At 72.4% G+C, this 15,341-nt stretch carries 3 protein-coding genes; 1 reads left to right on the top strand and 2 read right to left on the bottom strand.

Annotated elements, in window-relative coordinates; translation table 11 throughout:
* Position 1: 1 nt before the first annotated feature.
* Both VF106_RS02125 and VF106_RS02130 read right to left on the bottom strand, forming a co-directional pair.
* Positions 2 to 1,378 carry a phthiocerol/phthiodiolone dimycocerosyl transferase family protein gene (locus VF106_RS02125; protein WP_330837813.1) on the bottom strand — a complete coding sequence of 459 codons (1,377 nt, stop codon included), beginning with the start codon at positions 1,376 to 1,378 and terminating at the stop codon, positions 2 to 4.
* Entirely contained in the window at positions 1,375 to 14,763 is a 13,389-nt protein-coding gene (locus VF106_RS02130) for a non-ribosomal peptide synthetase/type I polyketide synthase (RefSeq protein ID WP_330837814.1), read from the bottom strand. Before VF106_RS02130 ends, VF106_RS02125 begins: the two co-directional genes overlap by 4 nt.
* 210 nt (positions 14,764 to 14,973) lie before the next feature.
* Here VF106_RS02130 and VF106_RS02135 point away from each other — a divergent pair.
* Positions 14,974 to 15,341, top strand: a 368-nt coding sequence (locus VF106_RS02135) for a cytochrome P450 (protein ID WP_330837815.1), incomplete at its 3' end; no start/stop codon positions are given.

Here is a 15,341-nt window from a genome sequence, read left to right on the forward strand (position 1 = left end):
ATCAACCTCTCGTTGCTGTGCGGACCCCGGCCCCGGTGTGGTGCAGCCCGGACAGCAGGGCCCGCACCGCCCGTTCCGCGAACTGCTCGGCCCGCTCGCTGCTGACCGCACCCTCGATGTAGGTGAAGTTCCAGTGCAGTGCGGCGTGGCTGGTGTTCACCGTCGCCACCAGGTACCCGCTGACCGACACGTCGGCGATGAACTGGGCGCCGGACAGTGCCCAGTCCCCGGCCCGGTCGGGGAAGTCGTAGCGCCCGATGTTCGACAGGCACACGTTTCCCGGGCCCACGCGGTCGACCATCGCGACGGCCCGCGCGCTCGCGGCCACCGAACGCGGCGACATGAGGCGCAGCAGCGACACGAGTGCCAGGTGCTGGTGGAACCGCTTGCGGCGCCGCAGGTCCCGGTGCGCGCCACGGGCGACCGTCCACAGGTCGGCGGCCGGCGCCACCTGGACATGCGACGGCACGGTGGCGACGTAGGCGCCCGCGTCGGTCGGGTGGACCGGGGGTTCCAGCTCGGCGCGGAAGTCCACCGGGGAACCGACCGTCACCCGTGTGCGCGTCGACGTGGTGCCCGCGAGGGCGATCGCCATGGCCGCGGTCAGTGCACTGTGGACGGTCACGCCCGCGCGCCGGCACCGGTCGGCCAGCTCGGCCACCTGCGCGGCGGTGAGCTCGCGGCGGATCAACCTGGTCCGCCGCCCGCGGGATTCGACCGGCGTGGCCGGCGTCAGCCTGCGAGGACGCGCGACCGCGGCGGCCACTCCGTCGGCGAGCACCGATGCCACGAAGTGGGCCGCCCGGGGCAGCCCGTTGATCCGCTTCGGCAGCATCGCCTCCGGCGGCGGCAACGCGGGCCGGGTAGACACGAGGCGTGCCGCACCGGCCGCCAGTTCCACCAGCCTGCGCAACAGCTCCAGCGCGGTGGTCCCGTCGGCGATGACGTGGGACACCGTGAGGATCACGTCGTGGCACTCGTCGGCGGTCCCCCGTCCCCTGACCACGTCGACCAGCCTGACCAGCGGGCCGGTGCGCCAGTCGAGGGACAACGCCAACTCGACGTCGTCGACCTCCCGCACCCAGCGGTCCACATCGGACGGTTCGGTCTCGACGACACGCAGGCTCGGCCGATGGCTCGCCGCGCCGACGAACCGCGGTCGGCTGCCGTCCGGCTCGGCGTCGACGGCGACCCGCAGCAGCGGGTGTTCCCGCACCAGCGCCTCGGCCGCGAGATCGAGGTCCCGCGGCGCGCACGCGCCGCGCACGTGTACCCGGGCGACGACGTTGAGCGGCGAGATCTGGTCGCAGACCCAGTACCAGCGTTCCATCGGGCTCATGGACCGGCGCACCTCGTCGACATCCCTGGTCGCGGTCATCGAGACACCCCCGGCGCCCCGGCGTCCGCGCGTCGAACGGCCTGGGCGAGCGTGTCCGCGACCACGCCAACATGTGGGATGTCCATCATGGACAGATGGTTGCCAGGAACCTGGACCGTTTCGACGAGTGGCCCGGCCCAGTGCTGCCAGCCGTTGTCGGGGCTGGCGAACATGCTGCGGAGGGTGCGGTGCGCGCCGGCGAACCCGGCCGGGAGCTCCTCCGTCGCCCGCAGCACGAGCAACCGGCGGTTCAGCTTCCCGGGGCGATAGCCCATCGTCGCTTCGTAGTTGGCCAGGAAGACCCCGTACAACCTGCGGAGCAGCCGCGACGAACCGTCGGCCGGCAGGATGCCGAGCTCGATCGTCGTGCGGAGACCCGACTCGAACAGGTCCTCGGCGCTCTCACCGGACGGACCGCGCTCGTCGGCTCCGGGTTCCCTGGCACCCGAGTACCAGAGCAACTCCCGGAAGAACAGGTCGATCAGCTGCTGCTCCTCGAGCAGGGACCGGTCGCCGTCACCGATCGCCATCGTGTCGAGGAGTGTCACGGTGGACAGGTCAGCCTCGTCGAGCCTGCGGGCGAGCTCGAACGCGACGTAGCCGCCGAAGGACCAGCCCGCGAGGTGAAACGGGCCCTCCGGGTGCACACGCCGGATCGCCTCGAGGTACGAGGTGGCGATCGCCTCCATCGACGCGATGGGCTCGGTGCCCGGCTCGGCGCCCGCTGCGCGCAGGCCGTACACCGGACGGTCGGCGGGCAGGTGCTCGACCAGCTCGCGATAGCAGAAGACGTTGCCGCCGATCGGGTGGACCAGGAACAGCGGGGGTCCGTCTCCCGACTCGCGCAGCGGGATCACGGGATCGAAGACCCGGTGGTCGTCGCGGTCCCGGATGGCGGCGGCCAGCTGGCGGGCCGTCGGGCTCGCGAGGAACGCGTGCAGCGGCAGCTCCACTCCCCACCGCCTGGCGATAGTCATCGCCACCCGGGTGGCCCCGATCGACGTGCCCCCCGCGTCGAAGAAGCTGGTGTCCACTCCCAGGTCGTCGAGCCCGGCGAACTCCGCGAGCAGACGGGCGACCGTCGCCTCCAACACGTCGGCGGGCGGGACCGGGTCGCCGACGGCCACGGCTGCCCGCGACCCGATCGCACGCAGCGCCGCGTCATCCCGCTTTCCGCTGGGGGTCAGGGGAATCGCGTCGATCCAGTGGAAGGTCGACGGCACCATCTGCGGCGGGAGGACCTGGCGAATCCGGGATCGCAGTGCCTCGGTCCCTGGCCGGTCCGGACCGCCGACAAGGAAGGCCCGCAGCACCGCGTCCGCCCCGCCGAGCATGCTCGGCACGACCGCCGCCTGCTCGACGCCTGCCATCGCCAGCAGTTCGAGCTCAACCTCGGCGCACTCGACCCGGTAGCCCCGGACCTTCACCTGGCCGTCGGCGCGGCCGAGGCACACGATGTCACCGTTCGCCAGGGCGATGCCGAGGTCACCGGTGCGGTAGCGGACCGAGCCCGACGGACCGGCGACGAACCGCTGGGCGGTGAGTCCGGGTCGGTTCTCGTATCCCTGCGCCACGCACGGGCCGGCCACGTAGATCTCGCCCTGCACGCCCGGCAGCACGGGCCGCAGCCGGTCGTCGAGCAGCGAGACGCTGGTACCCGAGATCGCCGTGCCGACCGGCGGCAGCTGCGGATGGTCGCGGGTGGCCACCGGCAGCTCGTGCGCGAGCACGACGTGGGTCTCGGTCGGGCCGTACTGGTTCTCGACCACCAGTGCCGGGTTCGCGGCGCACAGGGCCCGTATCTCCGGGGTGATCCGCAGTTGCTCGCCGGACGACACGATCCACCGCAGCGACGCGGGGTACGCGCCGGTGGTGGCCGCGACCTCCGCGAGCGCCTGCAGCGCGACGTAGGGCAGGAACACCCGTCGCACGCCAGCACGGTCGATGACCCGCAGCACCTGCGCCATGTCCTGCCGCGCGGCGTCGTCGATCACGCGCAGCGTGCCGCCGCCGGACAGGGTGGAGAAAATCTCCTGGAAGGACACGTCGAAGCTCAGCGGCGCGAACTGCAGCGTGGTCATGCCCACCCCGCCGGTGGCGCGACGGTTCTGCCACTCGATGAGGTTGGCCAGCGCGCGGTGCGGCACGGCGACGCCCTTGGGTTCGCCTGTCGAGCCCGATGTGAAGAGCACGTACGCCACCTGCTCGGGGTGGATCCGGGGCAGCGCAGGCGTGTCGGCGCCGGAACCGGCGAGGAGGTCCGCCGGCCCGACGACCGTCGTCACGTCCGCGAGCGCGGCCACGAGGCCCGGCTCCGCGACGGTGAGGCGCGGGGCGGCGATCGCCGCCATCTGGCGGATGCGCGTCCTCGGGTACGCGGGGTCGAGAGGGACCACGGCGGCCCCGGCACGCATCGCGCCCAGCACCACCGCGATCAGGTCGACCGACCGTCGCATGAGGATCGCCACCCGTGCCCCGGGCATCACTCCCCTGGCGAGGAGTTCCTGCGCGACCGTGTCCGCCGCGTCCGAGAGCCGCCGGTAGTCCCACTCGTCCGAGTCGTCGGCGACCGCGGTGGTCGCGGGGTGCAGCGCCGCTGTCCTGGCGACCATGTCGGTGACGTCGTGCCGTCGTGCCCGCCACAGATCGACCTCGCCGTCGGGGTCCCGCACGAGCTCGCCGAGCAGCTCGACGAAGGTTCGGCCGAACTCGGCGCACTGCGCGGCGGTGAGCGTGTCCCCTCCCGCACTGATCCGCAGCGTGACGCGGCCGTCGCGTGGATCGACGAGCGCGGTGTTGAGCAGTGAGAAGTTGGTCTCCTCCCGCACCGTCACGGACACCAGCCCTACCTCGCCGAGGATGTCACCCAGGTTGTGGTAGTTCACGAAGTTGAACGCGGTGTCGAAGGCGGCCCGGTCCCGGCCGGAGTCGAGCGTGCTGACCGGAAGGCGCCGGTACCGGTACGCGTCCCGTTCCCACCGGACCATCCCCGCCACGGCTTCGAGCCAGCTGTGCCGCCGGATGTCCATGCGCACGGGAACGGTGTTGATGAACAGTCCCGCGCACGTCTCGGCGCCCGCGCGGGCCGGCCTCGCGTTGGTCACGCACCCCGTCACGACGTCGTCCGAGCCGGACATGGCCGCCAGCGCGAGACAGTGCGCGGCCAGCAGGACCGACTTCAGCGGCAGCCCCTGCCGCTTGGCGAACCGCTTGATGGAACGGTCCAGCCACAGGGGCAGGGCCATCGTCGTGGCGTCGCCGTCGTCTGGGCGGACATGCGGGCGTGTCGACGCGATCGTCGTCGACCGGGAGCCGGCCAGCGCGTGTGCCCAGAACGTTCTCGTGGCATCGTCCTGGCGCGCCGCCTGTTCGGCGCGGGCGTGTTCGGCGAGCAGGAGCGTGTCACACGGTTGCCGCTGATCGCTTCCGGCTCCGTCGCCGCCGAGGTGCGCCAGGTAGTCCCGCAGAAGCTCGCCGACCAGGTTGGCGACGCTCCACCCGTCCAGGATCGCGTGGTGGAAGTTGAACACCAGGTCGACGTGGTCCGGCTGGACGAACACCCTCATGCCGTGCAGGGCCGACGGCACCGCGGACGGTGCCGTGACCAGCGGGTACGGTGCGTGCGCTGCCTCGTCCAGGTACTCGTCGACGTCACGGGCCCCGGCGATCTCCAGCGGTGCCGAGATCTCGCGGAACACGATCTGCAGCGGAGTCGAACGGCCGGTGAGGTCGAAGTTCGACCGGAGTGCGGGCTGCCTGCGCACCAGCCGGTGATGGGCACGGCGGAACTCGTGCTCGTGCCACGGCATGCTCAGCCGGTAGTGGAAGACGTCCTTGTACAGTGCGGAGTCCGCGCTCTGCAGACTGTGGAACAGCATGCCCAGCTGCAGTTGGGACGCGGGGAACGCGTCCTCGATGTCGTCGCCGAGGCCGGCCCTGTCGATCAGTGGGACCAGCTCGAACGGTGCGGACACCGCCGCGTCCGTCTCGCCGGCCTGCCCAGCGGCCGTCACCTGCGCGGCGAGGTCCGCGATGGTGGGACGGGTGTAGAACCGTTCGACGTCGAAAGGGAACCCGCGTTTCTCGGCCTCGGTTCGCATGCGCAGCACCAGGATCGAATCGCCACCCACGGTGAAGAAGTCGTCCCGAACCCCAAACGCGCTCGACCCGAGCAGGTCACTCCAGATCTCGACCAGCTCCTTCTCGACCGGGTTGCTCGGCTCGTCGGATCCGTGCTCGCGACGGCCGCACGCGGGCAGTGCCTGCCGGTCCACCTTTCCGCTCCGCGTCAGCGGAAGCTCGTCGAGCACGACGAACTCGGCGGGGATCATGTAGGCGGGGAGCCGCCCGGCCAGGAAGTCGACGACCGACGCCGTCAGGGTCGCCCGGTCGGCCGTCGCCGGCACCACGTAGGCGACCAGCCGGGTACCGGAACCGGCCCGCTCGTCGACGACCGCGGCCGAGGCGACCGCGGGGCAGCGCACCAGCGCGCTCTCGACCTCGCCGAGCGCCACCCGGTTACCGCGTACCTTCACCTGGTCGTCCAGTCTGCCGAGGAACTCGATGGTGCCGTCGGCGAGCCAGCGGGCGAGATCGCCGGTGCGGTACCGCCGCCGCTCCGGTATCGACTCGTCGACGACGAACACCTCGTCGGTGAGAGCGGGCTGCCCGAGGTAGCCACGGCCGACGCCGACCCCGGCGATGTTCAGCTCGCCCGGCACCCCCACCGGGCAGCGCCTGCCCGCTCCGTCGAGCACCATCAGCGCGATGTTGTCGATCGGTCTGCCGATGGGCACCCGCTCGATCGGACCCGACGGCGGGATGTCGAAGTAGGACACGTCGACCGTCGCCTCGGTCGGGCCGTACAGGTTGACCAGCCGCACCTCGGGGTGCCCCGCCGCGGCGAACACCGAACGGAACCGCTCCGCCAGCGCGGGCGACAGCGCCTCGCCACTGCAGAAGACCCGCCGTAGGGAGAGCACCTGGGCCGCGGCTCGCGGGTCCTGCTCGACATGGTCGAGGAACGGGCCGAGCATCGCGGGCACGAAGTGGATGACGGTCACGCCGTGGCGGTCGATCGCGGCGGTCAGCTCACGTGGGTCGCGTTCGGCTCCCGGTGGTGCCACCGCCACCCGCGCACCGACGTGCGCCCACCACATGAGTTCCCAGACCGACACGTCGAACGTGGCCGGTGTCTTGTGCAGGACGACGTCGTCCGCACCCAGCGGGTACCCGCGCTGCATCCAGGCCAGGCGGTTGACCACCGAGCGGTGCTCGATCATCACGCCCTTCGGGGTGCCGGTGGAGCCCGACGTGTAGATCACGTAGGCCAGGTCGGTGGGCCGGGTGCCCGTCGACGCGTCCACGACGTCTGCTTCCTCGTCGCGTGCCGCGTCGTGCCTGCCGTCGGGGGTGATCGGCCGGATGCCGAGACCGGCGGCCAGGCCTTCCGACCGGGCGTCGGTGATGGCGGTCCGGGCCCCGCAGTCCACGAGCACAGCGCGCACGCGTTCCGCGGGGTGCTCCGGGTCGACCGGCACGTACGCCCCACCCGCCGCGTGCACGGCGTGGACGGCGACCAGGTAGTCCACCGAGCGCGGTAGGAGCACCGGCACGCATTCCTCGGGACGCAGGCCGGTGTCGCGCAGTCGCCGGGCAAGCAGGCGGACCCGCCGGCCGAACTCCGCGTACGTCAGCGTGACCACGTGCCCGTCGCCGTCGGTCGCGGCGATGGCGATCTGTGCCCGGCTGCGCCGGACCTGCGCTGTCACCAGCGCGTCGAGCGTCGCGGCCTCGTCGAGCTCGACCGGCCGGCCGCGCTCGAACGCCGCTGTGCGGGCCGCCTCGTCGGGACCGACCGTCGGCAGCGCGCCCACCGGTGTGCCCGGCGCCCGGAGCGACTCGTCGAGCAGGCGGGCCACGTGCCCGGCCGCCGCGTCGACGGTGAAGGCGTCGTCGAAGACGTCGTCGGCGTAGAACACGTCGACGGACAGCGAACCGTCGGCCTCGAACTCGCGGACGACGATGTTGACGGCGTCGAGCGAGTACCCCGACGAGAGCACGGTCAGGTCGACGTCCGCGTCGAGGTCTCCGGCCGGCACGGTGATGTAGGAGAAGGTGACGTCGAAGAGCTCGCGGTCACGGACGCCGTGATCCCGCAGGGCGGCACGTAGGTCACCGAGTGCGAACCGCTGGCGGGCGGTGACGTCCCACACGTCGGCGCGGATCCGGTCGGCGAGCTCGAGCAGGGTGTGGCGCTCGTCGACGGGCACGTGCACCGGCAGGATGTTCGTGACGTGCGACATGGTCGCCAGGTCGGCGGGGGTACGCCGGTTCAGCAGCGGGATGCCCAGCACGATGTCGCCGTCGCGGTGTACTCGGCGCAGGTAGGTGGCGAGCGCGGCCGTAGCGACGGAGAAGACCGAGCGTCCCGTCGCCCTGATCCGGTCCGCGACGGCGGCCTCGACGTGGATGGACTTCTGCCGCCTGCGATGGCTGCGCACCGTGGCGCTGCGCGGGAACAGGGCGGAGGTCAGTCCCGCGACCAGCCCGACGAGCGCGTCCCGGTCGGCCTGCCAGTCCGGTGAGTGCCGGTACTCCTCGTCCGCCCGGACGACGTCCAGGCAGCTCGGCGCCGCGGCGACGCCGAGGTCATCGGACCGGTAGGCCGCGCGGATGTCCCTGATCACGAGGTTGATGCCCCACGCGTCAGCGGCGACGTGGTGGAACCGGAGGTACACGATCAACGAGCCCGCGTCGTCGACCAGGATCGTCGTCTGCGTGAGCTGTCCGTCCAGGGGGAGGACGGTGTCCGTGGTGCGGGCGATCCACTGCCGGCACGCCTCCCGGGGATCGGGTTCGGCGAGGAACCACACGACCTCGACGTCCGGGTAGTCCGGTGACACCCGCTGCAGTAGTTCGTCGCCGTGTGCCTTCAACCGGAGCCGCATCGCGTCGTGCCGCAGCGCGGTGCGCCGGATCGCCCGCCTCATCCGGTCGACGTCCGTGGCGCCACGCAGCCGGAAGTACCCGCTGGGCTGGGACAGCGGCAGGTCGGGGTAGGTCAGGGAGACCGCGACGACCTCCCGCTGGTAACGGGTCAGCGGCGACCACTCCGGCTGCTCGACGTCCTCGGCGACCGGCTCCGCCGCCACCACGGCAGGCGCTGATAACTCCACAGTGGACGGTACGTGGCCGTCGGCATCCCCGGCGGCCTTCGGCACCAGCGTGAGCAGGTGTTCGGTCAGCGCATCGGGAGTCCGGTACTCGAACACCGCGTTCGTGGGGACCGGCAGGTTCATGGCCTTCCTGAGACGGTTCCGGAACTCGACCGCACCCAGCGAGTCGAACCCCATCTCCTTGAACCCCGTAGCCGGGTCGATCGCCGTCGGCGACTCGTGTCTCAGCACGGCGGCTGCGACCTCGCGGACCAACCCCAGCACCGCCGCCCGCCGGTCGGCCGGCGTCATTCCACCGAGCCCGTCGACGAACGGCGCCTGGCCCGCCGCGCGGTGGACGTCGCGTGCGACTCGCAGGCCCGGCCGCGCGAATCCGCGGAGCACGGGGGGCCAGTCGCCCGTCCCCGGCGACGCGAGATGTGCCGGGATGAGCACCGACTGGCCGTGTGCCAGCGCGGCGTCGAACAGCGCCAGGCCATCCTTTGTGGACATCGCGGTGAAACCGGTACCGCGCAGGCGTTCCCGGTCCCGGTGGTCAAGGTGACCGGTCATCCCGGTGCCCTGGGCCCATAGGCCCCAGGCGAGTGACGTGCCTGGCAGGCCACGTCCCCGCCGGTGCTCCGCCAGCGCGTCGAGGAAGGTGTTGGCCGCGGCGTAGTTCGCCTGGCCCGCCGTCCCCAGGATCCCCGCCGCGGACGAGAAGAGCACGAACGCGGCCAGGTCGAGCCGCTCGGTCGCCCGGTGCAGATGCCATGCCGCGTCCAGCTTCGGCCGGAGCACGCGGTCGAGCTGTTCCGTGGACATGGTGCCGAAGACCGCGTCGTCGAGCACGCCGGCGGCGTGGACGACCGCCGTCAGCGGATGCTGTCCGGGGATCCCCGCCAGCGCGGCGGTGAGCGAGTCCCGGTCGGCGGCGTCACAGGCGAGGATCCGGACGCCGGCGCCCAGCGCGCGCAGGTCGTCGGCGAGCGCCCGGGCAGTGGGGGTGTCCGGGCCGCTGCGACTGAGCAGGAGCAGGTGCCGGACGCCGTGGCCGGTGACCAGGTGGCGCGCGAGCAGCGCGCCGAGCACCCCGGTCCCGCCGGTGATGAGCACTGTTCCCTCGGGGTCGAGGGCCCTGGGGATGGTGAGCGCGAGCTTGCCTGTGTGCCTGGCCTGGCCCAGGAACGTCAACGCGTCCGCGGCCTGCCGGACGTCACGGACCGAGACCGGCAGCGGGCGCAGGTCGCCGCGGTCGAACAGCTCGCCCAGCTCCGCGAGCACCTGCCCGACCTCCGCCGGCCCCACCCGCGTCAGGTCGAAGTGCTGGTACCGCACACCGGGGTGGTGTGCAGCGACCTGCACCGCGTCGCGGACGTCGGTCTTGCCAAGCTCGACGAAGTGGCCACCACGCGGCAGCAGGTCCAGCGACGCGTCGACGAACTCGCCGGCCAGCGCGTCGAGGACGACGTCGACACCCGCGCCACCGGTCGTGCCGAGGAACTTCTCCCGGAACCCGAGGGTTCGTGAGTCCGCGACGTGGTCTTCGTCGAAACCCAAGCGCCACAAGGTGTTCCACTTGGGCGTGCCCGTGGTGGCGAAGACCTCGGCACCCCAGTACCTGGCGAGCTGGATCGCCGCCATCCCCACCCCGCCGGTCGCGGCGTGCACGAGCACCCGCTGCCCGGCGGTGAGCCCCGCCAGCGTGCGCAGCGCGCAGTAGGCGGTGAGGAACGCCGCCGGTGTGGCCGCGGCCTGCTCGAACGACCAGGTCGACGGGAATCGGCTGAAGTACCGGTGGTCACGGACGGCCCGCGGGCCGACACCGTAGAACATGCCCATCACCCGGTCGCCCGGCTTCAGCGTCTCGACGTCGTCCGCGACCTCGACGACGACGCCGGCCACCTCGTTGCCGATGTCGACGCCGGCGTCGGGATACAGCCCGTAACAGATCATCACGTCCCGGAAGTTCAGCCCGACCGCGCGGACCTCGACCCGGACCTCACCACCGGCCAACGGCCTCGAGGCGGCCGGCGAGCGGACCAGCGCCATGTTGCCCGCGTCGAGCGTGCCCTCGCCCAGCGTGCGCAGCCGCCAGTCCGGATCACGCAGGTGACCGGCCCCCGCCATCGGCGGTGTCGCACGCACGACCCTCGGCACGCGGGCGACTCCGTGCCGGACAGCGAGCTGCGGTTCGCCACTCGCCAGGGCGGCGGGCACCACCTCCCGCCACCCCGGCCAGTCGTCGACGTCCACGAGGACGATCCGGCCAGGGTTCTCGGTCTGTGCGCTGCGCAGCAGCCCCCACACCGGCGCGTGCACCAGGTCCATGACGTCCTCGCCGGACCCCACCGCGATCGCGCGTCTGGTGACGACCACCAGTGTGGCGCCGTCGAAATCCGGCTCGGTCAGCCAGCGGCGCGCCACCGCGAGGACGTCACGCAGCGCCTGCCGGACCTGCCGTGGCAGGTCCGGACCCGCGGGCTCGTCGGCGGGCACGCAGCGCAGGACGGCCGCGCGGGTCGCGCCCCGCGCGCCGGAGGGAGGCACCGAGGGCCACTCCGCCCATGCCGGCTCCGCGGCCGATCCGGGCGACGCGGTGCTCGGCGTCCATTCGAGACCGAACAGCGAGTCGCGGGTGCGGGTGCCGGCGGCGCGGAGCGTGCCGCGATCGACCGGCCGCAGTGTCAGCGACTCAACGGAGCAGACCAGGTTCCCGCCGGAGTCCCGGAGTGTCAGCCGGTAGACGTCGGCGCCGTGCGCCACGATGCTCACGCGCAGGGCCGAGGCGCCGACCGCGTGCAGCCGAACCCCTTCCCACGCGAACGGCAGCAGCACGGTCTCCTGGGTCTTTCCCCAGCCGGGATCGGCGTACTGGAACGCGTGCAGTGCGGCGTCCAGCAGCGCCGGGTGCAGGAGAAAACCGAGCCCGCCCGCGCTGCCGGCGAGCTCGACCTCCGCGTGGATGTCGGCGCCGTGCCGCCACACCGAGCGCAGCCCCCGGAACAGCGGCCCGTACTGGTACCCCCGCTCGGCGAGCCGCTCGTATCCGTCGGCGACGTCGACCGGTTCGGCGCCGGCCGGCGGCCAGGCCGCGGGAGCCACGTCGTCGCCCGCCGGTTGCGTCGTCAGGACACCGTCGGCGTGTCTGGTCCAGCCGTCCCGGCCGCTGAGCCGTTCTCCCGACTCGGTTCGTGAGTAGATCCGCACCGCGCGCCCGCCGCCGTCCTCGCCCGCGACCACGACCCGGACGAGCACGGCGGTCTGGTCCGGGATCACCAACGGCTCGTGCAGCACGAGTTCGGTGACGGTGGGACAGCCGACCTGCTGTCCGGCGAACATGGCCAGCTCGGTCATGGCGGCACCGGGCAGCAGGACGACGTCGTGCACGGCGTGGTCGGCCAACCAGGGCTGGGCGATCAGCGAGAGCGTGCCGGTGAACTGCAGCTCGTCGTGCTCCGGGTGGTCGTGCGCCGCGGTGAGGAGCGGATGACCGACACCGGAGGCGTCCCCGGCCCCCGTACCCGGCGACAGCCAGAACCTCGTGCGCTGAAAGGCGTAGGTCGGCAGGTCGACGTGACGCGGGTCGTGGTCACGAAGCCGGCTGCCCAGGTCGGCGGCGCCGGACACGTGGACCTCGGCCACCGACGCGAGCAGACGGCGTAGCCCTCCTTCCGCCCGCCGCAGGCTTCCGGTGACCAGCGCCGCGCCGTTCGGAGCGAGCTCGTGCAAGGTCTCCTCGACACCGACGGTCAGAACGGGGTGCGGGCTGACCTCGACGAAGGTCTCGTAGCCGCGATCGTGGGCCGCTCGCACCGCGTGCTCGAAGTTCACCGTCTCGCGCAGGTTGCGGTACCAGTACCCCGCGTCCAGGGCGGCTCCCTCGACGCGGTCGCCGGTCACCGTGGAGATGAGGTCGATTCCGCAGGACGTGGGTTCGATGCCGTCGAGCACCCGGCCCAGCGTCGCCTCGAGTGATTCGACATGCGTGGAGTGCGAGGCGTAGTCGACCGGTATCCGCCGTGCGAACAGATCGTTCGCCGCGCAGTGCGCCATGAGTTCGTCGACCGCCTCGGCGTCGCCGGAGACCACGGTCGACCGCGGCCCGTTGACCGCGGCGACGTCGAGGCGGCCGGCCCACCTTGCCAGCAGGCGCACGACGTCCGCCGCGCCAAGCGACACCGAGACCATCCCGCCCGTACCGGCGATGTCCACGATCGTCCGGCTCCGCAAGGTGACGATCCGCGCCGCGTCCCGGCGGGACAGCGCGCCCGCGACGTAGGCGGCGGCGATCTCACCCTGCGAGTGCCCGATCACCGCGGCGGGCTCGACACCGAACGCCTGCCAGCACCGCGCGAGCGAGACCATGACCGCGAACAGCGCTGGCTGCACGACGTCCACGCGATCCAGATCCGGCGCCCCCATCCGGCGGAGGAGGACGTCGAGCAGCGACCAGTCGGTGTACTCGGCGAAGGCGCGATCACACGCCTCGATCTCGGCCCGGAACACCGGACTGCTGTCGAGCAGCTCGACCGCCATGCCCGCCCACTGGGAACCCTGCCCCGGGAACACGAACACCACGCCGCCGGCCGTCCCGGCCCGGCCGGTGACGGTGGTGGCGTCCGGGCTGTCCGCCGCGAGCGCGGCCAGCCCGCCCAGTGCTTCCGTGCGGTCACCTGCCAAGAGGACCGCCCGGTGGTCGAAACGTGCCCGGCCGGTCGCCAGCGCATGGGCCACGTCGGTGAGCCGGAGCTGGGGCCGCTCGGTGAGGTGGGAGTGCAACCTGGACGCCTGCGCCCGCAACGCCGCGTCCGTCTTCGCGGAGAGCAGGAGCGGCACGACTCCGGGAACCGACGGCTCACCGACGCCGGCGGGGTCCTCGGGTGCCTGCGCCACGATGACGTGGGCGTTGGTCCCGCTGATCCCGAACGACGACACCGCCGCCCGACGGGGACCGCCGGTGACCGGCCACCCGGTGCTCTCCGGCACCACCCGGACCGTACCCGGCGACCAGTCGACGGCATCGGTCACGCCCGACAGGTGCAGGGTGCCGGGCACCTCGCCGTGCCGGATCGCCTCGACCATCTTGATGACACCGGCGACGCCGGAGGCCGCCTGCGCGTGTCCGATGTTCGACTTGACCGAGCCGACCAGCAGCGGACGATCGATTGACCGGGCGGCGCCGTAGGTTCCCAGGAGCGCACGCGCCTCGACCGGGTCACCGACCTTCGTCCCCGTACCGTGGGCCTCGACGACGTCGATGTCGGCGGGTGACAGGCCGGCGTCGGCGAGGGCGTCGAGGATCACCCGCCGCTGACCGGCCTCGTCCGGCGCGGAGAGGCCCTCGGACGCCCCATCCTGGCCGATCGCGGTGCCGGGCAGCACCGCCAGCACGTGGTGACCACGCCGGCGCGCATCCGAGAGCCGTTCGAGGACGAGGACCCCCGCGCCCTCCGAGACGCCGAACCCGTCGGCACCCGACGAGAACGGCTTGCTGCGGCCATCCGGTGCCAGCGCGCCGAGGTGTGCGAACCCGACGAAGATGCTTGGCGAACAGACCACGTTGGCGCCGCCGGCCAGCGCGAGCGAACACTCGCCCGCCCGGAGCGCCCGGACGGCGAGGTGCACGGCCACCAGGGACGACGAGCACGCGGTGTCGACGGTGATCGCGGGTCCCGCCAGCCCCAGTGAGTAGGCGACCCGGCCCGAGGCCACGCTCGGCGCCGTGCCCGTCGTGAGGTGGCCGGCCTGGTCGGCTTCGCCGAGGAACACCCGAGGGCCGTATTCCTGCGCCACAACTCCGAAGTAGACGCCGGTGCGGGTACCGGCGAGACTCGTCGGGTCGATACCGGCGCGCTCGATCGCCTCCCAGGAGACCTCGAGCAGGAGGCGCTGCTGCGGGTCCATCGCCAGCGCCTCGCGTGGGCTGATGCCGAAGACCGACGGGTCGAAGTCCCCCACGCCGTCGATGAACGACCCCCCACGCACGTAGGTCGCACCGGGCGCACCCGGGTCGGTGCGGGTGAGCGCCGACAGGTCCCAACCGCGGTCGGCGGGGAACCCCGGTTCCGCGGCGTTGCCGCCGCGCGCCACGAACTCCCACAGCTCCCCCGGAGAGGAGATGGTTCGCGGGTAGCGGCACCCCATGCCGACGACGGCCACCGGATCCACACCCGCGTCCGGTATGCCGGCGGCGGCTGCGACGTGACTTGACTCGGCTGACACCACGTTGGCCCCCAGGGATCTCGTTTGCCGTCGTCCCGGCGCGGGCGCCGGGGCGGGAGACGGGGACGTAATCTCGCAGCCGCCTCTCTCCGCGGGGCATCCATGGCGTTCGCAGCCGATGTCCCGTGGGTGTTGGCGTGATGCATGGGCGATGGCACACGGATGTCGGGCAGGTGTCGACTCCCCTGACGAGCTCCGGGAGGGCCTGCTCACATGGACACACGGCCGGAAGACGCTGTCGCGGAGAACTCACGGCTTGTCGCGGTGGACACCTCGCACTGGTTCGACGCGCTCCTCGAACGGGTTCCGCTGCGCGCGGCCACCCTCGCGACCCCGCCGGCCGGCAGCGGGTTGAAGCCGGTCGTCGGCGACCGCGGCATCCCGTTCGTGGGGCTGGGCGTCAACACCGTCCGCCACGGCCCGGCCTTCCAGCTCCAGCTGATGCGGCGGCACGGGCCCGTGTGCTGGTGGCAGGCGTTCGGCCGCAAGGTCGTCGCCGCCTCCGGACCCGAGGCGGTGCACGAGGTACTCACCAACAAGAACAAGGCGTTCGCGAGTGGCTGGCCCGAGGTCGTCGGTCC

The sequence above is a fragment of the Actinophytocola sp. genome (assembly GCF_036378875.1).
In the GTDB taxonomy this organism is placed as follows: Bacteria; Actinomycetota; Actinomycetes; order Mycobacteriales; family Pseudonocardiaceae; genus Actinophytocola.

Bases quoted from the DNA above. Each gene is read 5' to 3' on its own strand.
- VF106_RS02125 (WP_330837813.1), bottom strand. From the start codon at position 1,378: ATGACCGCGACCAGGGATGTCGACGAGGTGCGCCGGTCCATGAGCCCG.